Source organism: Bradyrhizobium sp. Kon37 (assembly GCF_055807535.1).
Genome location: NZ_JBVVOY010000018.1, coordinates 18,753 through 40,147, shown reverse-complemented (window position 1 = coordinate 40,147; position 21,395 = coordinate 18,753). Strand labels below are relative to the sequence as shown.

Here is a 21,395-nt window from a genome sequence, read left to right as displayed (position 1 = left end):
GTCAGCGCCGCTCCTTGCCGGCATACGGAATGGGTGTGTGCCGTTTCGCGGGCAGGACCGTGCCTGTGCCGGGATCGCTGGTGGACGTTTTGGCGCCACGGTCAACCCACGCCTTCAGGTCCTCGATCGCATACACAACGCGACCGCCGAGCTTGCGGTAGGTCGGGCCTGTCCCATAGGTGCGGTGCTTTTCCAGGGTTCGGCCGGAGAGTCCGAGAAAGCGCGCCGCTTCGGGCGTGCGCAGGTATCGCGGCGGCAGGCCGGCGTTCGGATCGGGCATTTGCGAGGCTCCGTGGTCGTCTGGAGCGCGGCCGGCTCGGCCCGCGCGTCGACGGTCACGATGGCGCAGTCAGCGTGCTTAGGGGGATGCCGAAGATCGAAGGATGATTTTCGGCACCCCTGCTCTATTCCTTGCGAGATGAAGGACGTAGCAATGCGCGATAGCCGCCGCGCATCAGAGCCAAGCCAGCCTGCACGAGGCGGATGGTCCGGCTGCGCAATTCGTGGGTTTTCCAGGCGCGCTCAGGGATGCGTTTTCGGCCGAACAGCACCTCGGCGATGACGCGATAGGAAGCACCCTCCATGTGTCCATCGAGCGCTCGCAGCACCAAGACGAGTCGTTCGCGCCGCTGCGCCGAAAGCTGATGAAGGGGAGGTCCCGGCGGGCGGCCGTTGATTGCGCGCCACAGCCGATGTGAGGCGTGGGCGCGGATCTCAAAGTCCGCATCGAGCGGCAGTTCGGCCGCATAAGCGACACCAAACTGCGGCGCCTCTTTCAGCCAAAGATGATGCTGTGCCCCTTGAAGGCGCAATACGGCATGCCAGCCGTCAGATGCCTGTCTGATGGCGCCCGATGAAAGGTTGGCAAGCTGCAGCCCCGCGCCGACCGCTTTTGAGCCGGACGCGCTGCGAACGACCGGCACCACCGTCGGCAACGCCTCAGGAGCCCAGAAGATAGTCTGTTGGTGAAAGGACCCCTGCGGGTCATGGGCGAAAGCAGATGCCCCATTTCCTTCGGAATTCGGAGGTCATCTGCGATCGATTTTCACGATAGGAAGCCCGATAGTTGGAGCTGCGCCGCAGTGACTCCCAGGCGAAATCCTCCATCTCGCCCGACTTGATAGCGTGCTGATACGCCTCTGGTGAGCGCCAGTCGAACTCGGACATTGCTGTGATCCCCTGCTGTAAGACGATTGCGGCGCAATGTCTATGAAGCTTGGGATTGTTGTGGAAGTCGCCAATTATGCATTGCGTGATGCCTGCAGGCGATCACGCGTCAGCGGGAAAATCTGTTCTCGGGTACGAATTCTTCATGACAGATTTTGCTATTTAGGCGCGCCGCCGCGAAGCAAGTCGCGGTAGCCGTGGTCTGCCATCCATTTTGCGCGGGCCAGATGACTATCAAACGCATTGCGAGCGCGATCCGGTTCACGATCGGGATCGATGTGCAACACGATCCGGGTCACTTCTTCCCAGTCCGCGCCATCGGCTTCGGCATCAAGAAGTCGCCAATACGTCACGAGGTGCTGCTCATCATAGGTCGTCAGCACCGGCTCATGCGGCGCGACATCGGCGACATCAGGATCTAGCTGCGGCTTCGTCATGACCATCCCAGCAAACAGCGAATGATTCTAACCTCTCTGAACGGCCGAAAGTGTTTAAGCGTCCAATTTAGCCCCATTCCGGGCCGGCCGGCCAGCGAGGACCGAGAAATACATACTATAGGAGATAAACCTCGTAGTATGTAAAGACGCAATTTGCGCTAATGGACATGCGCAAGCTGGTCGGCCGAAATTTCGCAAGACTGCGGAAGCAGAAGCGCTTCACGCAGGAGAAATTCGCCGAAAAGTCCGGTTTCACCCAACAGTATATCAGTGACCTGGAACGTGGGCGCCGCAATCCAACCGTAGTAACCTTGTTTGAACTCGCCAGCACGTTGGGCATTAGCCACGTTGATCTCGTCCTCCCGGACGAAGAGGCGCGAAACGAGCGATCGAAGCCTGCCAAGCGAAAGTAATCAGGCCGCAAGAGTTGATTCGGCCAAACGAGACCGGCACCTTCGCAAATCGCGCCTCAGAGATGACGCGCCGGCCTCTCATCAAATGTAGTTGCCCGTCAGCTGCGCAGCAATCAAACCTAGCACAATGGCGCAACGGCCTGTCGGTCGATGCGCGCACTGGGTAGGAGTTTAGGAAGCCCCGCCCGGCGGACCGGACGGGACTTGGTGGAGCGATCTTACTCGCCGTTCTTGCGGGGCCGCGACCAGAGCAAGGTGTAGCCTTCGCCGCCTTCCTCATCGAACAGGTTCGCGTAGATCGGCGCGTTGAACGAGGGGTCGTCGAGCTTGAGCGAGAGGTAGTCGCGTCCCTCTTCGGAGCGCTTCGACCACGCTGCCCCGATCTCCGCCCGGCCCACATAGATGCGGTGGCTGGGAGCGTTGTCGTTGGAGCGGTTGGTCTCGGCGACGATGCGCACGCCCTTGGCCTGCAGGCTCAGGGTGATGATCTCGCCCTGGAAATCGTTGCCGACCTTCTTGAAGGAACCGATGTTAGCCATGTCTCTTCTCCTGTTGTGTTTCGAGCCCGCGACCCCCGCGGCCTCGATGGCGATCTAGAGGCCGAAGACGATCGGCGACGCACCCGCTCGCGGGCCGCAGCGCAGCGGAGGACGTCGTTGTGGCGACTTTCTTGTCTCGCGAGGAATGGGCGAAGCCCAGGGGAAGAAAGTCGCATCAACGGCGTTGCGGCTCAGACGATCGAGGCGCAGCCGGTCTTCGGCCAGATCAAGCCATCAAAGAGGCCACGTGGTTGCGTGCTGAACCGCAATCTTAGGCAGAAGACTTGGCGAATCTCGGTTGTGCTGAACAGAGGCCGGTACGGTTCGGCGCAAAAAGAGAAACAATCTGCCGCAAAGGGCGGTATCGTCCCGGATGGCATGATCGAGCGTGGCGCGCCGCTCCACCGCAGCTATGTGGGCCAGACAGAAATTGGTATGGCTTGCTTAAAGCGCTCCCAGGAGAAGCGCGGCTACCTCTCGCTCAAGCTCGGCGTATCCCCTGTTCAACGTGCCGCCCTGTGCGACCTTGCTCGACCGACGATGGCAACGAAGCGTCATCGCTCATGCGTGGTGGCTGTGAGAACTGATCGAGATATATTCTCCACCACCCGGCCCGACTCCAACGGGCGGGTCTCCGCAAACACGGTCAAGCGCGTCCATGCCGTGCCGCCGATGCAAACCGCACCTCCGCAAGCGAAGGCCTCGCGCCAGGCCAGCGAAGGCACTCCGATCTGCGACAAGGCAAACACCACATGATAGCCAGCGATTGCCGTAGGGACCGCGAATGCGGCTGCGATCGCGACGCGCAAGGTCAAGGACCGACTGACGGCGACGGCGACCTGACCAGCGGCAAGCGTCAGCGCGCCAGAAGCAATTCCGAAAAGCAGTGCGCCGAAGACGCCGGCGCCATCACCAAATGCCAACATCCCGACATTAAGTGCGACAAAAAACGGCAAGGCATACACTGCCAGCGCAAAGATCGCCCAGCAGAACAAGCCGATGCCGAGTGTGTTGAGAACAAGCCCAAGGGCGAGCATGGTGGTGGCTCCCTGTGCACAGATGTACCAGTCGCGCCTTCCACCACCACCACGGCGCAGTTTCGGAGGTAAAATCGAAACGGGGCGGAGTTGCGGCGTGCAACTCCGGCTCGGTTGTCTCGATGTCGAGCCCGACGGCGCTCACGCGCCGCCGAACCTCCAAACCGGGATGCCGAGGCGCTTCGCCTTATCGGCGAGGTTGTCCTGTATCCCCGTGCCTGGGAAATGCATGACGCCGATTGGCAGGAGTTCGAGCATGGCGTCGTTGCGTTTGAAGGGGGCTGCCTTGGCATGTTTCGTCCAGTCGGGCTTGAAGGCGATCTGAGGCACCTTGCGATTGGTCGCCCATTTCGCAGCGATCAGTTCAGCGCCTTTCGGGGAGCCGCCATGGAGGAGCACCATGTCGGGATGCTTGGCATGGACCTTGTCGAGCCGATCCCAGATCAGGTGATGATTGTTGAAATCGAGCCCGCCAGTGAGTGCGATCTTCGGCCCCGGCGGCAACATGACCTCACTCTCGGCGCGGCGTTTTGCTGCGATGAAGTCACGGGAGTCGATCATTGCCGCGGTGAGCGTTCGGTGATTGACCAATGATCCAGACCGAGGACGCCAGGCTGAACCGGTGTGGACCTCAAATCGCTCGATGGCCTGGTCGCGGAAGAACTCCAGGCAGTTGCGGCGCTCGATCAGCGTGATCCCTTCGGCCGTTAGGCGCTCGAGTTCGACCGATCGGACTTCCGAGCCGTTCTGCTCGCGCTGGCTCTTGTGCTGCGCCTGCTCGTTGTCATCGAGGTGCCGTTCGATGCGGTCGAGGGCCCGATGGAACAGGTTGACCGTCGACCAGAGCAGATCTTCAAGGTCCGGCTCAAGCCGCGTGTCGTTCAAGGTCGCAACAAGGGCATCAAAGATATCCGCGACGGCGACGGCGATGATCTTGCCTTCCGGGAGCGGTCTCGGATCGGGCTGGTCGTCGAAGGGACGATAGCCGAAGAGCTGTAATTGGGTGAGCATGTGGTCGGTCGGAGACGAGGCGTGCGGCGGTTCGATGTCGTCATGGTCGGTCATGGGAAGAGGTCCTTTGCCGGATCGGCCGCGACCATCGCGGGCTTCGTGGCGATCCTCTGACGGCGGGCGGAACGGGCCAGCACCCGACAGGGCCGCAGCGGCAGCGGAGGATGGCGGAGGCCGGCTATTTTGCTTCGCGATGCAAAGCGCGCTGCCAAACGCATGATGTGTCTTCACATCGCTGGCGCGCGGCGGAAAATAGCCGGACGCAGCCATTGCCGGCCCGGGCCGCTTGCCGTCCGATCGCCCTATAGAAGGCCGAGGTCGCGTCCTCTTGCAACAATGGCCTCTCCGCGACCGACTTGTCGACGGAAATCAAAGCACCCGTTTATTCCGCGGCTAGCGTCGAGAAATGCAGGAAGCGGACGACATCCTCTGGTGCGAGTTGGAGCCGCAACTCTGCTCGGAGGGCCTCGAGCCCAAAGATGTGCAGATCTTCGTTGAAGTCGCCCAGCCGCGGCGACAGCGCGATGGCTTCAATCCCGGCGTCTGCTGCGCGCTGGGTGAGAATCGCCTGCACCGCATCGCCGGCGGCATCGGCGTCGCGGGCGATGTAGAGCCGACGCAGGCAAGATGGGAGTATCATGGCTGAGAGGTGATTGGCCGAAAGCGCAGCGGCCATCGGCATAGTCGGCAGCACATAGCGCAACGACAGCATGGTTTCGAGACCCTCGCCGGCAGCGAGCACATCGTCCACCACGCCGAAGCGAACCGCGTTGCCGAGGAGATCACCCATCGCGCGTCGTGGCGTATCGATCGGAGCTTTGCCAAGCCGAATGCGATCAAAGCCGTCCGGATCGAGCCAGGTGCGGTGCACGCCGGTGATCCTGCCTTCGAGGTCCGTGACGCAGGCGATCATCGCCGGCCAGGTCTCGGTCGGCAGGTGTTCATCGGGCCGATAGTAGCAGCGCGGATGGAAACGCAGACTGCCACCATGGTGAATGCGCCCTATTCCGCGGCGCTGCAAATATGCCTCGGCTACTGTCCCCTTGATCGGGCTAGATATCGCAAAGAGCCGACGGGCAGCTTGCCGCGATCCGATCGACACTATGGAACGAACAAGTTTCGGAGCGAGTTCCGGTTCAGTACGAGGCAGCCTGAGAAAGCGCCTCGCCTCCTCGGCGACTTCGCGGAATTCGCGCAAGCCGCAGGTTTCGCGGATGATGTCGAGGAGATCGCCATGCTCTCCTGTTGCTGCATCGGCCCACTTGCCCGCCGGCCCCTTCGGCGACTCCTCAAGTCGCACAAACAACGAGCGGCCCGCAGTGTTGTGGACGTCGCCGACCACCCAGTACCGCCCCGCCCGCTTGCCATTGGAGAGATAGTGTCGGCACACCGCCTCCGCCTCGCGCGCGAGGCGGCGTGCTAGCTCGGAGGCTTCGCGGGGCATCAGGCGGCCTCCCGCTCACTGATGCGCGCAACCGGATAGTGGTCGAGCACTTTCGACAGGATCTCGACACCGCTCGCGTCCGTCGGCACGAACATGCGCAGCTTCCAGGAGATGATCTCTCCGAAGAGGCCATAAGCCCGCAAGCGATCACGCATCGTGTCGTTGAAACCAGACAATTCGATGCGGTAAGCGCCCATTACGCGGACGCGGCGAAGTTGGAGCCCTTCCGCAAGCTCGAGGACGGTCCGTCCCTCCATGAGCGCGGCAAACGCAGCGTCCGGCGTCAACGCCGGCGCGTGAGCCGCAAGGGCGTTCGCCACCCAGGTAGTCGAGACCTTGCGGCCGATGATGCGCTCGCCCTCGTCGGTCTGAAGCCGATAGACCCGGGTCGATTCGTTCGGCAGCCGCTTCCAGATGGGCAAGACGTGGATCGTGCTTTCCGTGAACTCGGGGATTTCGGCAACCTCTGCCAGCCAGGCCGTAGCAAAACGTTCGCGATCCGCTTCGATCCAGTGGCTCTCCCCCATCATATTCAGGGGGATCGTATGCTGCTCCATCGGCCGGATCAGGCGGACGCGCCGTTCGATCTCGCCGTCCTCAAGCATGAAGCTCGGGGCGGGGACCTGCACGGCGGCTCGTCCCGAGCGCTCATTGATCAGCAGGACAGCGTTGCGATCGGAGGCACGAGCAAGCGCATCATCCAGATCCACAGGATGGTTGCGCTGGCGCTGGGTGATCGTGAGCAGCCGGGTCTCGGCGCTTGTGCCGGGATGGGTATAGATCGTCCGCCGGTCGATGACGGCAAAGCTCTCGGCGCGGAGCGTTTCCAGTCCGACGTCATAGCTGCCTGAGGCAACCGCGCCCTCGATCCGAGCGGTCAGCAGCTGCTCGAAGACGGTGAACAGGATATTCTGAAGTTCGATCGTGAGCGCGAGCAACCTGTTCAGGAAGGTCGTGATCGGCGGCAGGTCATCCCTGAGCCCATTGGCATCGGTCGGCTTCAGGCCGGTCGCATCCTCGAAGCTCTCCAGCGAGCAGCCCTCGACCTTACCGCGCGCCAGCAGCGTATAGAGCTGGCGCAAAGCGTCGCGCCCGTACTGGCTTTCCAGATTGTCCTCGGGCCGGAACAGGCCCTGCCCTCCGGTCTGACGCTGACCGCGCGTGATGGCTCCCAATGTGTCGAGCCGGCGGGCGATGGTGCTGAGAAAGCGCTTTTCGGCCTCCACGTCGGTGGCAATAGGACGAAACAGCGGCGGCTGCGCCTGGTTGGTCCGGTTGGTACGGCCGAGCCCCTGGATCGCGGCGTCGGCCTTCCAGCCGGGCTCGAGCAGGTAATGGACCCGCAAGCGGCGATTCCGCGCGGACAGCTCGGCATGGTAGCTCCTCCCCGTGCCGCCGGCGTCGGAGAACACGAGGATGCGCTTGAGGTCGTCCATGAAGGCCGAGGTCTCGGCGAGATTGGCCGAAGCTGCCCGGTTTTCGACAACCAGCCGGTGATCCTTGCGAGCGATGCGGCGCGAGCGGCCGGTCACTTCGGCGACCATATCGGTGCCGAAGCGCTGGACGATCTGATCGAGCGCTCCCGGTACCGGCGGCAGCGAGGCGAGCTTCTCGATGAGGCGGTCGCGGCGGGCGACGGCGTCGCGGCTCTCGACCGGTTGCCCATCGCGATAGACAGGCCGGGAGCAGAGGTTGCCCTCCAAGTCAGTGAAAGGCTCGTAGAGTTGGACCGGGAAGGAATGGGCGAGATAGTCGAGCACATACTCGCGGGGGGTAATATCGACCTGGACGTCGCCCCAGTCCTCCGTCGGGATCTCGGCGAGCCGGCGCTCCATCAGCGCTTCGCCGGTCGACACGATCTGGATGACGGCGGCATGGCCGGAGTCGAGATCATGCTCGATCGAGCGGATCAACGAGGGCGTTTTCAATGAGGTCAGGAGGTGGCCAAAGAACCGCTGCTTGGCGCTTTCGAAGGCGGATCGCGCGGCCGATTTGGCCTGGCCGTTCAATGTGCCGGTCTCGCCGGTGATGTTCGCGGCCCGCATCGCCGCATCGAGATTGTTATGGATGATGCTGAACGCGCCGGCGTAGACGTCGTAGATGCGAACCTGTTCGGGGGTGAGCTGGTGCTCAATGAGCTCGTACGCGACGCCCTCGTAAGAGAGCGAGCGGGCCACGTAGAGACCGAGCGCCTTGAGGTCGCGCGCGAGCACCTCCATGGCCGCGACGCCGCCCTCCTCGATCGCCTCGACGAACTCGGCGCGGGTGGCGAACGGGAAATCGGCGCCGCCCCATAAGCCCAGCCGCTGGGCGTAAGCCAGATTATGCACGGTCGTGGCGCCCGTCGCCGACACATACACAACGCGGGCATTCGGCAACGCGTGCTGGAGCCTGAGCCCTGCGCGCCCCTGCTGAGACGCCGCCTGATCGCCACGCTCGCCCTTCTGGCCTGCCGCGTTCTGCATGGCGTGGCTCTCGTCGAAGACGATCACTCCGTCGAAGTCGGAGCCCAACCATTCGCCGATCTGTTGCACACGCGAAAGCTTCTCGCCACGCTCATCGGTGCGCAGCGTAGCGTAGGTGGTGAATAGGATGCCTTCCGAAAGCCGGATCGGCGTGCCCTGCCGGAAACGAGACAACGGCGTCACGAACAACCGCTCCATGCCGAGCGCGGACCAGTCGCGCTGCGCGTCTTCGATCAGCTTGTCGGATTTACTGATCCAGACGGCACGGCGCCGACCTTTGAGCCAGTTATCGAGCAGGATGCCGGCGACCTGCCGCCCCTTGCCAGCGCCGGTGCCATCGCCCAAGAACCAGCCGCGGCGAAAACGCACGGCACTTTCCGCATCGTCGCGTGCGGCCGCCACAACGTCAAAAGTCGCATCGACCGTCCAGGAGCCCGCTAGAAACTCGGAATGCGCCTCGCCGGCATAGATGACGCTCTCAAGCTGGGCGTCGGACAGGATACCATCCGCTGTGACAATGGCCGGCAGATGTGGCCGGTAAGACGGCTTCGGCGGCGCGACCGACGCCATCGCGGCGGACTGCACGAGTTTTGTCGGATGCGCGTGCGCGTCCGGAATACGGATCGCCTGCAATCCGTACTCCTCATAAAGCGCATCGGTGAGCCGGGCACCTTCCGGCGAAGACCATTCGACTGTCTCATAGGTAAGTTCGGCGCCTTCTGGCGCTGCACCGCTCGAAGTAGACGATGGGCGTGGCGCCGAGGTGCCGACGGATCGTGATATCGCAGGGCGCCTGATGACGTCGACCACGCCCGGCGCGACAACAGGCAGCCTCGGAGGCACATGCTGGGTGACCCGGTCAAGCAAGGTGGCGACATCGCCCGCCATGCCCGGCGAGGCTGGAAAGACTTTCGGGTCTGCGGCGGGCTGCTTGTCGATCACGAGCAGCCTTGTGTTGGTCTGCGTTCCGTGTTTCGCGTAGACTGCGCCGTCGATGGCGGCAGAAAACACCACCCGCCCGCGTTGCTGGAGGCGAACGAAGGCATCTCGCCACGCCGGGTTCTCCGGCGCAAAGCTCGCGCCGGTAATGGCAACCAGACGCCCGCCGTCGCAAAGCCGCGCCAAGGACGAGGCAATGTGCCGGAGCGCCGCGTCGGCCATCCGTCGATCGACGTTCGCCAAGGCCGAGAACGGCGGGTTCACGACGCTCGGTACGACACGCGCATCGAGGTGATCATTGATCTGGGCGGCGTCGAACCGCGTGACCTCAACGTTGGGAAACAGTTGGTCGAGCAACGCCGCGCGGGTCTCGGCCAGCTCGTTCAGTACCAAGGCGCCGCCGGCGAACTCGGCAAAGATGGCGAGCAAGCCAGTCCCCGCGGAAGGCTCCAAAACCCGGTCGGACGACGTGATGCCGGCCGCGGTGGATGCGGCAAGCCCCAGCGGGATCGGCGTCGAGAATTGTTGAAGAGCTTGGCTATCCTCGGAGCGCCGCGTGTGGGTCGGCAGACAGCGCGCGATTCTCGCGAGCATCGGCAGCATCGCGGCCGTCGAGCCGGCCTTGACACGGATAGCCGGACCGAATTTGCGAAGGAACAGAACGGTGGCCACCTCGCAGACATCATAGCCGGTCTTCCAGTTCCAGGCGCCGGTGGCGTCGGAAGCGCCGAAGGCAGCTTCCATGGCGCTACGTAGGACAGCGGCATCGATACGATGGCCGCGCTCGAGATCGGTCGAGAGCTGTCGGGCGGCCCTGATGGCGGCGGAGGTGAGACTTGCAGCGGCACGCATCGAGAGCGGCGCGGCGGCAGCGCCGCCGGCGAGAGATTCGGTCATGGCAGGGTTCTTTCGGAGAGCAGGAATGGGTCGAACCATCAGGCGCTCTCCTTAAGACCCGACGGCTCAAACCCTTCCCGGCCCGGCTCTCCCTCTCAGCCCTCGCCCATAAGAATGGGGACCGGCGCGACACACCGGTCCCCAAGCAATTGCCGGACGGCCGGAGCCGTCCCTTCTACGATGTCACTCAGCCGCGTCGAGCTGTTGCGGATCATCGTCGGCCGCGTTGTCCCGATCCTCGTTATCGACGAGGAATTCGGGGAGCGGGCCCGCTTCACTCTCCTGCTCCCCTGACGCCGCATTGGGATCGACGAGACGCAGCGGCTCCGGCAACCAGCCCGAACCATCGAGAAGACGCTCAGCCTCCTTGGCCATGTCGGCCTTCTTCAGGTGGTCGATCAATTGTGCGGAGGATTCGCCTTTTGCTTCCCGCACTGCCTCCAGAATGCGAGGCTTGGTGACGCGGCCGAGATAGTTGTCGACGGAGGGTTTCCACCCCGCTTGAACCATGTCGAGGCCGACGGCACCTGCCAGCATATCGGCCTGGTCGAGCCGGGTGCGAACGCCCTGGACGGAGACGCGGCCCTGATGGTAGCGGTTGGCCGGCTCATAGACGGCGTTGACCGCAAATGACGCGCAGTGGGCGAACAGGGATGCCTGTGCGGTACCGTCAAGATCTGTGAGGGCATTCCAAAGATCATTCTCGGCGTCCGGCAACCATGCCTTCCAGGATTCATGCCGCGCCTCGACGGCCTTCGCGGACGCGCTTTCCCTCAAGCCAGGAGCTTGAGCCGGAAAGGTCGGCGTGCGAAGTCGGATCTCAAGGCAGCTTCCGGACGATGCGAACCGGTAAAAGGCCGTCAGCACGAAGTTGTGCAGCACCGCCTGGAACGCAATCGCAGGATTTTCTGCCAGCGCATTCCGCAACGCCAGCGTGCGATGCGCTGTCAGCTCCGTGATCAGCCGATCCGGCAGAGGTTTCGTCCCATCCTCATCATCTTCTTCCGTATCAGTAGCGCCGCCGGCCACCGCGATGACCGCGCGCTGGACGCCAGCCGCCCTCCCCTCGATCGACTGTGTATCGGCGCCTTGCCCGACATCAGGATCGGCTGCCGACAAATCGTCCTCGGGCCGGACGTAACCCCGATCCACCGAAAGGCGCCCTTCGGAATCGATGCTGACGAAGACGCCAGCGCGGGCGATCTCGGCCGGATCGTAAATCATCGGCAGGTCCTCGAACGCAATCAGTGCCGCCTCGATTTCGCCGAGACGCTGATCGACCTCATCGGGCAATTCGTCGGCATCCTGATAGTCGGACTCAAGCTTGGCTTGCTCCGCGTTGAGTGCGTCGATGGTGGCCAGTTCCTCTGGGGAGAGATCGACAGGTTTGCCCTCGATTTCGCGCAGGGCCCTAGCGTGATCGAAGGGGAACTCAACGGCGGCCGAAATCCACTTCCACCCCTCCGCAGCGATCGTCTCGGCCTCGGCCTTGAGCTTTTCTGTCACGAGACGATCAAGCAAAGCAACGTCCTGCAGCCAGCCGCCATCATCGTGCTCGAACAGATCCCGCAAAACGCCGCCGCCAGCCTGCTCGTAAGCATCCAGCCCAATGAACTGGACCCGGCGATCGGACGCGCGCACGGTATTTTCCGTCAGCATTCGCCGGATCTGATAGGGCTCATCATAGCCGGATCGGCTGACGTTCTCCCAGACCCGCTCCTGCCTGGCGTGGTCGGCTGTTACAGAGAAGGCCATGAGTTGCTCGAGAGTCATGCCGTCTTCGGCATAGACGTCGTGGAGCTTTGGCGACACCGACGCCAATCGCAACCGTTGCTTCACGACCGCCGGGGTTACGAAGTGCCGAGCAGCGATATCCTCCTCGGACATGCCGGCGCCACTCAAGGTCCGGAAGGCTCGAAACTGATCGAGCGGATGAAGCCCTACCCGCTCGTCATTCTCTGCAAGAGAATCATCTTCAGCGATGCCCCCCCTCGCGCACGACACAAGGAACGGCCTGGGCCTTTGCCATCCGCTTCTGCTTGACGAGAAGCTCCAGCGCCCGATAACGCCTGCCGCCGGCCGGCACCTCGAACATGCCGGTCTCATTGCTTTCGGCGTCCACCACCGCCCGCACGTTGAGACTCTGCAGGAGCGTACGCTTCGCGATGCTTTCGGCGAGTTGCTCGATGGAAATGCCCGCCTTCACGTGCCGGACGTTGGACTGGCTCAGCACCAGCTTGTTGAACGGAATATCACATGAGGGGGACAGCGTGATCTTTTGGACAGCCTTCGTCATATCGATTCTCCACGACGGGCAGCCGGGAGCCTCTCTCTCGGCCTCCAACCCGTCGCGAAAAGCGCCGCTGCCCTCTCACTCTGGTGCTCGCGGCGACGGAGGAGAACCTCACGCCGCTTCCTGATCCGCTCTCTCCGTGGTGATGTCGACAACCACTTCCGGCAGGAAGCCAAGGAGATAGTCCGCAACCTTGCTGGCCTGCGAAGCAGCTCGCACGATCGCACGATTATCCTCTCGCAGGACCTCCAACCAGGAGCCAATATAATCGGCGTGCCGCACCGTGGGCACGATACCAAGCGACGCGCAACCGAACGCAGAGGCGATTTCAGCAACCAACTCCTCAAAGGCATACTTCTTGGTACCAAAGCTGCCCGACAAGTCGCGGTTGAGGCGTGACGGATGGCCGCTGGCATGCGCCAATTCATGCAGGGCCGTCCGGTGCCAATTGATCGGTTCGAAATAGGCTTGCGGTGGGGGCACCTGCACATAATCGTCCGCCGGCACATAAAAGGCGCGATTGCCGCCAATGCGGAAGTCGATTCCGGTCGCCTTGATCAAGTCTTCAACCTGCGGCTCGATCAGCCCTGGCGGCGGAGGCGGCGCCGTTGTCGCGATCTCCGGAGGAAGCCTGTCGCATTGATCACAGTTGAAGACTCTGAAGCGCTTGAGGAACGGAATGGCCTGCGCGTCCTCACCGCTCTCGCTCGCGCGGCGCTTTTGCTCGGCCGGCACAAAGCGGTCGGCATAGACGACGGTCGTGCCGCGCTCGCCCTTGCGGACGTGACCACCGAGCGACAGCGCCTGGCGGAATGTAAGCCAGCTCTGCCCTGTAAATCCGTGTTCTGTCGCCGCTCCCCATAGAATTAAAATGTTTATGCCGCTGTATTGGCGGCCGGACGCCGCACTCTTCGGCAGCGCCAGCGGCGCCTTCGCCGCCGCGGTGCCCCAAGGCTGCACCCACGGCACGCGGCCGGCCTCCAGCTCGGCGATGATCTTGTTGGTGATGTCGTCATAAAGGCTTGCCCGGTCCTCACCGGTGCGCGCCCGAGGATGATGTCTGGACATCGCGGTTCTCCGCGACGGGCGCCGCGAGCCTCTCTCGCAGCCTGTAACCCGTCACGGCAAAACCGCGCGACACTCTGACTCTCGCCTCTACCTGAGAGAATGCGAAATCTGCGACGCAGCCCTTCCATCAGACGTTCATGTGAATTGCATTGAGCTACCTAGGGCCGAAGGCCCGACCAGGCGTGCGCCAGGGCGCATCGCCTCGCGGGAAAATGGCACCCGGAGAGCGTGAGCATAGCGACCCGAAGGGGCACGCGGGTCCGAGTGCAGCGACGAGACCGGTTCAATAGCGGCACCCGGGAACGGGGCAGTGATAGCGATCGCCGCAGGCGAGCCCCTTTTCCGAGTGCCCCCGGCGAGGAGCTCCGCATCCCCTGCGCGAGGGATCGACGCCGCACGGCCGAGACGCAACGCGGCTCGGTTCACGAGAGCCCGGTTCGGCGAAAGCCGCACGCGCGCAAACGGAAGAACTCCACAAAGAATTGAATCGAGGACCTAGATTTCTTCGGGCGTTTGTCTGCTTAGGGCGCCGATCGGCATTCGGACCCTACGCCGAACAACACTCAGGCGCCGGCCAGCGCGGCGGCTCTCGGAGTAATCGACGCATCAACGGCCGAATGGAAGCATTCCCGCAACCTTCGGATATAGTCCGTTCGCTCGTGAACGGGCCGGCGCATCATGAAGGATGGATGCTCCAGCCGGATCAGCGTCGGTCCTGAGCGACAGCCGGCTTCGAAACGCGCGCTCTGGACCGTCTGGAGCGCCTGTCCGACGATTGCGCTAAGTCCGATCACCACGTCAGAACTGCCCAGGCGCCACAGGGCATGTCCCTGGAGTTCCTCCACGAGTTCGCCGCAACTTGGGTAACGCTCACGGCCTTTCTTGTCGAAAAGAACACGGGGAATGACGTTGTCGAAGCGCAGAATGACCTCGCCCGACGCCGCCGTCGCGTCAATCGCGTTTCGCAGAAACTTGCCCGAGCGAGAATTCGGCGAGAACGCGGGAAAGGGCTTGGACGTCGCCGGATCGAACTTCCGACATGGTCCCAAGAACAAAATCGTCGTCCGCTTCATCGCAATCGCTGCTCCCGCATGATCATCGCCAAATTGCGGCGAATGACATCGACCGGCACTTCGCCAAACTGCAAACCCGTCGAAAAGTTGAACTCATCCCGATCCGGTGGAAAGTCCGCGTCATCCATCCGGTCCGAGTAGTCCAACATGGCCGCCGGCAAGTGACCAGCATCAACCAGCCGCTGCCAGTCCGGTGTCCCCGGATAAGGCCGGTACTCGAAGACGCTGCAACGGAAACGCCCCGGCATCCCCTCCGTCAGGTCCCATAGGCGCCTGACCAGGCCCAAGGTCGCCTGATGTTCGCCGCGCGTCTCAGTAGGCAGTCCAAGGATGAAATAACCTTTAACATCGATCCCCACCCGGCAAAGTCTCGTCACTGCCCGCACGGTCTGGGCCACCGTGATCTTCTTGTCCACGTACCTCAGGACGCGATCGCTTCCACTCTCGATCCCGAGGGCAACTTCGCGGCAGCCTGCAGTCACCATGAGATCGAACAGTTCGTCTCGCGCTCCCGCCAGTACGTTGATCCGTCCCGTTGCGTCCCACCTCATGTCCAGACGAGCGTCGACAAAAGCCTTGAGCGTCGTGCGCATGAGGCGCTGGTTCGCCAAGAACAGGTCATCGACGAACCTGACCCGCTGCACGCCGAGCCGCGCCTTGAGATTGAGGATCTCCTCCATGATGCGCTCTGGCTTTCGCATCCGGACGGTCACGTCGGGATTGCTGCTTACGGCTGCACCGCAAAACGAACAATCAAAGGGGCATCCGCGCGAGGCGACCATCGCGGATTCAAGAACTCCGCCGTCCCAGTAAGGATCCTGGTCCAGATGGCTTCTGTCCAGCAACGGCATGGCATCGACGTCGGGCGCCAGCAGAAAAGGGTTCTTGCTGCGCACGACGGGCATCATCGGCTTTCCGCCATCGCGCCAAAAGACGCTTGGCAGCTCCACCCGGGTATTCACGTCCGTAAGTAGAATGGGAACCCGCGTCTCGGCTTCGCCAAGCACAAGTGCGTCAATTCGAGGAATACGCGAGTCCTCGAGTATGGCCCGCGGCATCGCTTTGGCCTGGTGGCCACCCAACATCACCGATATCGAAGGATCAAGCAGTTGCAGAAGGTGAACGCTATGTGCGTAGGTCGGCGCCAGCAGGTTCAGGCCGACCCAGCGTGGGCGCGCTTCGTTGAGCATGGCGGCAACCTCGGAAAGGCCAAGGCCCCGTGCTTCGGCATCCAGCACCCGAACCGAAAAGCCGTTCTGGTTGGCACAGGTCGCAATATAAGCGAGCCCGAGGGTCGGTAGCGTGAAGTCGTTTCGCCGCACCGACTGGTCATAATCCTTCAGGGGGGAGTTCACGAGGACGAGGTCGAGGTCGCTCTCGATCGCCCCTCCGCCCGTCATGACGCGCCGCTCCTCTGGAGAATCGGCGCTATCTCGGCGGCAAGCTGTGCCGCCAAAGTCACTTCGTCACCCGATGCATCCATCACTCGCACGTCGTGACCGTTCGCAGTCAGTAATGCCGTAGCCTGATCGTAGAGTCCGACCTCCTCGTCAACCCCGAGCCGATCCTTGAACCAGTCCGGCTTGCGCGCTCGGCAGCCGCGCCGCGCAAGCAGTGGCGCCGCATCAACGCGCAAGACGAAGGTCACTGATGCCGCGAGCAAAGGGCGATTTGTTGCGTACAGGTACTCCAATGGCAGGCCGGCGAAACGCTGATAAACAAGTGTCGAGACGACGAAGCGATCGCAAAGCTGCGGCCGGTGCGCGCCTTCTCTCAGCTCGGCGCGGGCCGCGGCCGTCGCCAGCGCCAGGGTCAGAGGCCTGTCAGGCGCGCTGGCGAGCTCCCGGATGACCGTGCTCCAACGGCCGCTATCGTTGTTGCTGCACTGCTCAAATCGGATCCCGTCTCGGATCAGACGGTCCGAGATCAGGTGAAGCAGCGTGGACTTCCCGATTCCGCTCGGTCCTTCGAGGGCGACAATAGGAAACCAGCTTGCAGTGCGGGGATCGTCTGCAAACATCTTCTGAAAATCCGTTCTATTCGACGACCTTCAAAACCGTCATCGCGGCCCAGCCTAAAATACGGAATCCCTAGATGAATCCGCCGTATAATGGCTCCTATCGCGCGATTCGAACACCACGACTTTCCGCCTATTGGCGTCTTCCGCGTTTATGATTTGATGCCCGCGCACACGTGATCACGCTAGCCGTCTGACAGGCGCCGACGGCGAAATTCTTCGCTGAGCTGCATTGCGGACCGAACCTGCCATATATAGTCAAATACCATTCGTTTATAGATAGAATCCCGCCATTGCCTGACAAAACCGTGCCAAGCCTTCGAATTGCCCCTTCCGATCTGCCGGCGCCACTCAAGAACGTGGTCGAGTATCGAAAATCCGGCCTCAGCCTGAACCACGTCGTAGGCTGCCCGCTGGACTGCGGCTACTGCGTCCGTCATCTGTTCCAGACACTTCGAGATGAAGCAGCCTCATTTGGTGGTGAGCGACCATGAGGCAGTCGATCTTCTGGTCGGCCATTGGGCGTTCCGGCCCGACACCACGCCCATTCAGATTTTCAATCGAGCGACCGACCCGTTCTTGCCGGGGGTCAAAGATCATCTGTTCGCGACCCTCGAGCTATTGGACGAAAGACACTTCACCAATCCCGTGCTGGTCATCAGCAGATGGAAGATCGAGCCATCGGACGTCCATCGCTTCGACCGCTTGAAGCATTTGCGACTGACGATTCTCGTCACCTGGTCGGGCATTGACGATGATCTAATTGAGCCCGTGGACAGCGTTCACGCTGAAAACTCGCTGCGAGTCTTGCACGAGCACGCAAGGAGGACGAAGTCGATTTTGTATTGGCGACCACTGATCGCGGGGCTCAACGACAGCGATCAGCACATCGGCCGCGCACTGGCACTTTCTTCGCTCGCCGGTGCCACCGTCTTCACCGGGCTGTTCCATCGCGCTGAGATTCGCGAGCATCTTCGGCTTTCAGGCGTACCCGATGTCTATCCCGAGATCGCCCGTCGGAAGATCCTGCCGGCGGAGACGGAGAAACGCATCATCCATGCATTCGCGGGTCGGCCGCTCTTTCGAAAGACGTCCTGCGGGATCGCCTACGTCCATCATCGCGCCGATTACAACGGGCACTATGGCATTCGAGAGAGCGATATCTGTCCAGCTGAACAGGTCGCGCGATGCGCTCTGGTCCATCAAAAGCCGAAGGTCTCTCAGGTGACGGAACTCGCGGCGATCGCCAAGCTGGAGACGGACCATATCTCGATCGATCATCGTCGAATTGAATTGAGCAACAGCTCTGAACAGCAGCGCTATTTCATTCAACACACGCTAAACTACCAGGTCCACGATCGGGACCACCCTCAGCGATTTGGACGGCATGGACGAGCGGAGCTGGGATGGAGTAGACACTGACCAATTCTGGGTCGTGGACGTTGAGGCAGCGGCGGAAGCCCGCCCGAAATCGTCGAGTTGGCCATGCTGGAGGTCAAGGATCTCGCATTGACCGACAACAAGCGCCACTGGTTCATTCGGCCCGACCGCGGGATCCAGCCAAGCGCAACGCGGATACATGGTCTGACAGACGATGACGTCGCAGACGCCCCCTCGATCGAGGATATCGCCGACGACGTCCTGATGTGGATCGGAGAACCCCCTATCGTCGGCCACAACGTCAAGATCGAAGTCGAGATTCTAAAGCGCTCAATGCCTGATTGGACGCCGCGAGCCGCGTTCGACACTCTGACGCTTGCAAAAGTGCTCAAGCCGGGACTGCCGTCTTACGGTCTGGCCAATCTGGGCGCCGAATTTGGGCTCGCTGACAAGGCTGCACAGCTCACCGGACAGCGCCATCATTCGGCACTCTACGATGCGACCCTCACGGCCCTGATCCTTATCCATTTGCTCACGCCTCTGCCCAGTAGCGAGCGCGACAGGGCGCTGAGGGATGCAAATATCCTCGACCCTCGACAAGGATCGCTGCTGTGAGCTCGCCTCCAGTCAAGATCGGCATTACCGGGACGCATTCCACCGGCAAGTCGTCGTTCTTCGAAGCTTTGGAGGCAGAGCTAAAGCAGCTGAACTTGCGGGTCTGCCGCATCGGCGATTTCGCGATCAAGGCAGAGGCTCTGGGATTCCGGATCCTCAGGCACCTTCGAAAGCACACTGTGGATTATGGCCGAATGCATGCGTCTGGAGGCTGAAGCGTCACTGTCCTCCGACGTTATTCTGGTCGATCGCCCGGTGCTCGACGCCTTGGGTTATTTGCGGGCGGCGCTCGAATTGACCGGCCGAACAATCGGTGAGCGGCGCCAGGCCGCCCTGACAGCCATGGTGGCTGCGCACATGCCCGACTATGATGTATTCATCAAAACATCGCTCGATCCGAGAATTGAACTCGGTGGAGGGCGAGAAAAGGACTCTGACCTTCGTAAAGCCGCCGCGCGCTGGATCGAGCAGCTCGCTTACGTCCTTGCGCCGGTGCCTTTGACGTTGACGTCGTCAAATCAGGCCGAAATCCTCCGGACGGTTATCGACCGTGTCGCGACCCGTTTGTCCGCGTCCAAATAGCTCATGAGAAGCAATCCGTCTTCCTTGCGTCGCATCGGCCTTGGATGCATGCCGCTGAGCGGCATCTATGGACCTATCGCTCGCGACGAGGCCATCAAGATCATCCACGGTGCACTCGACCTCCCCTGCCATTCGCTGAACTCCGAGAGCACCGATCTCGATCGCAACAAATCTGCGCTAGATCCAGCCGCATAACAGTCGCTATCTGCCCTTGACTGTCGTGCTATTGAACAACGGATGCTATCGCATCATCATGCAACGCCGCCAGGCATTCTATGGATTTCCATGAGCAATCAAACGATTTATCGCAATGGCGTGCGCTTGGCCTAGGGCCACCCGCGACACCGAAGGCGCTAGACTTCACGAGGTCTTGTCGGCCGCGACCGAACGCCGAGGTTCGGAGTTCATGGAGGAGGTCGTCGACGGCGCTCTTTGAAGAAAGCGTGACATCAACGCCACGCTCTGGCATTGATGTCTCAAGGCGCGGGACAGTTCGTCTCAGCCACGCATCTAACGCACTGGATCGCCCAAGACTTGATGTTCTCGGCCGCAGGCTGCCGGATGATCACTCCGCGAATTCGAATGTTCTGCCACGCACGTCCTTCACCTGGTCCCTTGCCATCGCAGCTGATCGGCACAGTTACGGTTCGATTGTCCGCGGAGATCGACGGCTGACCATACCTGCCGTTATTCTGGCTGATATTATCTACGCTGATCGCATCGATCGAACGATTTTGAATGATCGTCCCGGGAGGGGCCATGTAAGTCACCGCGCCGCTCCTGTCGTTGCGACGAATACGCGGCGGGAAGCCAACGACATCCCCCGCCGGGCAGGTTATCTCTCCCTCTTGCGTGAACTGTTGCGGGCTTTCATACGCCGCTTGTAGGTTTGTCATGCATTGGTCGATCTCGTCGGCCCAGACAACATCGGTCGAATAGGCCACGGTAAGCAACAATGCACCAATCGTTCTAGCGTGGCGCGCCAATGACGTCGGCATCTTGGTTACCCTCTTCACTTGCCTGCCTGCAGGCACTGGCGTGATTGAACGGTCACTTCAGCGACCGACAACTTTTCCTTATCGATCGCGTTCAGACAGGCGTTGACGCGTGCCACGTCGACCTGAGGTCCTTGTCCGACGGGAGAGGCGGAAGGCGTGTCCGATCGTGGCACCGGCTGGACCACCGGGGGTGTTTGAGTCGGCTTCTCCAATTTGGCGACGGCCACCGATTGACCGAACGTGACTAGCTCTGCGAACGAACCTGGCCAGCGGAAGAAGAAGCAGCTGATGCACAAGCCCAAGACCACGCAGATGCTCAGCGTATAAGCCCAAACAATCACGAAAACCGGCAAACGGAGGATGGCAAACCCTTGGCGATCACGCCCCAATATTCCCGCGATTGCAGATACGATCAGGAACAGGATGAGCAATATCAGTATGACGATTGCTCCAAGCGCAGCGACGCTCCAACTGATACGGAAGGACTCGATGATGGCCAGCACCGCAACAATGGCGATCGCCGGCCACACGATACGGGTGGCCGGGTACTCTCGATTTGCCTCCCGCAGGAGCTCAAGAGGCGAAACCATGAAAACTCCTCAGTCAAAAAGCTACAGTGAATGATTCTTGGCAAAGACCTTACCGCTCGCCTTTCGCCACACGTGGAAGACACGCGCCCTTTAGAGCACGGTCGCAAGCGGCTACCTTGCTTACCGCGCAACCGCTTGAAATCGCTCGACCAAATAACTTTCACTCTACAATCTAGGGCTGTACGCCGTTTGTCAAGATGAGCTACGGGTCTAGTCGACACGCAATGAGCCGATCTTCAATCCTGACGAGGTCCATGACGCCAAACCAACCGCCGGTCATCGTGGATTGGCTGTAGGAATGCGACGAAAGGTCGACCGGCGCTGCCAACGGCCTTATCCGTCTGGCAGCGCACGTCTGCCGAGGGGCAAATGGGCATGGATCTCGAAGGCAGGGCTTCACCGAAGCATTTCGACGCTTGCGATCCAGAAC

Annotated in this window: 19 protein-coding genes and 1 pseudogene; 4 read left to right on the top strand and 16 right to left on the bottom strand. The window is 61.7% G+C overall.

Translation table 11 applies throughout. From position 1 onward, the window contains the following. Position 1: 1 nt before the first annotated feature. From AC0L3J_RS27255 to AC0L3J_RS27240, 4 genes are all read right to left on the bottom strand, one after another. Positions 2-280: a helix-turn-helix transcriptional regulator gene (locus tag AC0L3J_RS27255; RefSeq protein WP_007605953.1), complete on the bottom strand. Its 279-nt coding sequence runs from the start codon at positions 278-280 to the stop codon at positions 2-4. Positions 281-404: 124 nt separating this feature from the next. Further along, entirely contained in the window at positions 405-926 is a 522-nt protein-coding gene (locus AC0L3J_RS27250) for a DUF2285 domain-containing protein (protein ID WP_473348933.1), read from the bottom strand. Positions 927-984: 58 nt separating this feature from the next. Next, positions 985-1,167 carry a transcriptional regulator domain-containing protein gene (locus tag AC0L3J_RS27245; protein WP_085383625.1) on the bottom strand — a complete coding sequence of 61 codons (183 nt, stop codon included), beginning with the start codon at positions 1,165-1,167 and terminating at the stop codon, positions 985-987. 158 nt (positions 1,168-1,325) lie between these two features. After that, positions 1,326-1,604, bottom strand: coding sequence for a DNA -binding domain-containing protein (locus AC0L3J_RS27240; protein ID WP_085383655.1), 279 nt, complete (start codon positions 1,602-1,604; stop codon positions 1,326-1,328). A gap of 161 nt (positions 1,605-1,765) precedes the next feature. Here AC0L3J_RS27240 and AC0L3J_RS27235 point away from each other — a divergent pair, with 161 nt between their 5' ends. Next, positions 1,766-2,017 carry a helix-turn-helix domain-containing protein gene (locus tag AC0L3J_RS27235; RefSeq protein WP_085394349.1) on the top strand — a complete coding sequence of 84 codons (252 nt, stop codon included), beginning with the start codon at positions 1,766-1,768 and terminating at the stop codon, positions 2,015-2,017. Between the two features lie 218 nt (positions 2,018-2,235). Here AC0L3J_RS27235 and AC0L3J_RS27230 read toward each other — a convergent pair whose 3' ends face one another. The 10 genes and pseudogenes from AC0L3J_RS27230 to AC0L3J_RS27185 all read right to left on the bottom strand — a co-directional run bounded on the left by AC0L3J_RS27230 (position 2,236) and on the right by AC0L3J_RS27185 (position 16,803). Further along, complete coding sequence (locus tag AC0L3J_RS27230; RefSeq protein WP_007605948.1) at positions 2,236-2,556, bottom strand: DUF736 domain-containing protein; 321 nt, start codon at positions 2,554-2,556, stop codon at positions 2,236-2,238. A 554-nt stretch (positions 2,557-3,110) separates the two neighbouring features. Further along, a complete protein-coding gene (locus AC0L3J_RS27225) occupies positions 3,111-3,593 on the bottom strand; it encodes a hypothetical protein (RefSeq protein ID WP_473348932.1) in 483 nt (160 codons plus the stop codon). 141 nt (positions 3,594-3,734) lie between these two features. Further along, positions 3,735-4,658: a DUF2493 domain-containing protein gene (locus AC0L3J_RS27220; protein ID WP_473348931.1), complete on the bottom strand. Its 924-nt coding sequence runs from the start codon at positions 4,656-4,658 to the stop codon at positions 3,735-3,737. A 328-nt stretch (positions 4,659-4,986) separates the two neighbouring features. Continuing rightward, the gene (locus AC0L3J_RS27215; protein ID WP_473348930.1) at positions 4,987-6,048 is read right to left on the bottom strand and encodes a DUF7146 domain-containing protein; all 1,062 of its coding nucleotides are present in this window, start codon (positions 6,046-6,048) and stop codon (positions 4,987-4,989) included. Beyond that, on the bottom strand, positions 6,048-10,349 hold the full coding sequence (locus AC0L3J_RS27210; RefSeq protein WP_473348928.1) for a strawberry notch-like NTP hydrolase domain-containing protein: 4,302 nt from the start codon (positions 10,347-10,349) through the stop codon (positions 6,048-6,050). Before AC0L3J_RS27210 ends, AC0L3J_RS27215 begins: the two co-directional genes overlap by 1 nt. A gap of 183 nt (positions 10,350-10,532) precedes the next feature. Further along, positions 10,533-12,645 (bottom strand): annotated as a pseudogene (locus AC0L3J_RS27205) (ParB/RepB/Spo0J family partition protein). 108 nt (positions 12,646-12,753) lie between these two features. Then, a complete protein-coding gene (locus AC0L3J_RS27200) occupies positions 12,754-13,710 on the bottom strand; it encodes an ArdC family protein (RefSeq protein ID WP_368508708.1) in 957 nt (318 codons plus the stop codon). A 563-nt stretch (positions 13,711-14,273) separates the two neighbouring features. Beyond that, positions 14,274-14,783, bottom strand: coding sequence for a hypothetical protein (locus tag AC0L3J_RS27195; protein ID WP_473348927.1), 510 nt, complete (start codon positions 14,781-14,783; stop codon positions 14,274-14,276). Then, positions 14,780-16,183, bottom strand: coding sequence for a B12-binding domain-containing radical SAM protein (locus tag AC0L3J_RS27190; RefSeq protein WP_473348926.1), 1,404 nt, complete (start codon positions 16,181-16,183; stop codon positions 14,780-14,782). The genes AC0L3J_RS27195 and AC0L3J_RS27190 overlap by 4 nt, the downstream gene beginning before the upstream one ends. Then, the gene (locus AC0L3J_RS27185; protein ID WP_368508711.1) at positions 16,180-16,803 is read right to left on the bottom strand and encodes a dTMP kinase; all 624 of its coding nucleotides are present in this window, start codon (positions 16,801-16,803) and stop codon (positions 16,180-16,182) included. The genes AC0L3J_RS27190 and AC0L3J_RS27185 overlap by 4 nt, the downstream gene beginning before the upstream one ends. A gap of 456 nt (positions 16,804-17,259) precedes the next feature. On the opposite strand from AC0L3J_RS27185, the gene AC0L3J_RS27180 reads away from it, so the two are divergent. The 3 genes from AC0L3J_RS27180 (at position 17,260) to AC0L3J_RS27170 (ending at position 19,377) form a co-directional block, all read left to right on the top strand. Then, positions 17,260-18,222: a radical SAM protein gene (locus AC0L3J_RS27180; RefSeq protein ID WP_473348924.1), complete on the top strand. Its 963-nt coding sequence runs from the start codon at positions 17,260-17,262 to the stop codon at positions 18,220-18,222. A gap of 63 nt (positions 18,223-18,285) precedes the next feature. Further along, positions 18,286-18,795 carry a 3'-5' exonuclease gene (locus AC0L3J_RS27175; RefSeq protein WP_473348923.1) on the top strand — a complete coding sequence of 170 codons (510 nt, stop codon included), beginning with the start codon at positions 18,286-18,288 and terminating at the stop codon, positions 18,793-18,795. 198 nt (positions 18,796-18,993) lie between these two features. Further along, positions 18,994-19,377, top strand: a complete 384-nt coding sequence (locus AC0L3J_RS27170) for a DEAD/DEAH box helicase family protein (RefSeq protein WP_473348922.1) — start codon at positions 18,994-18,996, stop codon at positions 19,375-19,377. 476 nt (positions 19,378-19,853) lie between these two features. Here AC0L3J_RS27170 and AC0L3J_RS27165 read toward each other — a convergent pair whose 3' ends face one another. Together AC0L3J_RS27165 and AC0L3J_RS27160 are read right to left on the bottom strand one after the other, a co-directional pair. Beyond that, a complete protein-coding gene (locus AC0L3J_RS27165) occupies positions 19,854-20,375 on the bottom strand; it encodes a hypothetical protein (RefSeq protein WP_473348921.1) in 522 nt (173 codons plus the stop codon). A 14-nt stretch (positions 20,376-20,389) separates the two neighbouring features. Then, the gene (locus tag AC0L3J_RS27160; RefSeq protein ID WP_085383561.1) at positions 20,390-20,965 is read right to left on the bottom strand and encodes a hypothetical protein; all 576 of its coding nucleotides are present in this window, start codon (positions 20,963-20,965) and stop codon (positions 20,390-20,392) included. Positions 20,966-21,395 lie beyond the last annotated feature (430 nt).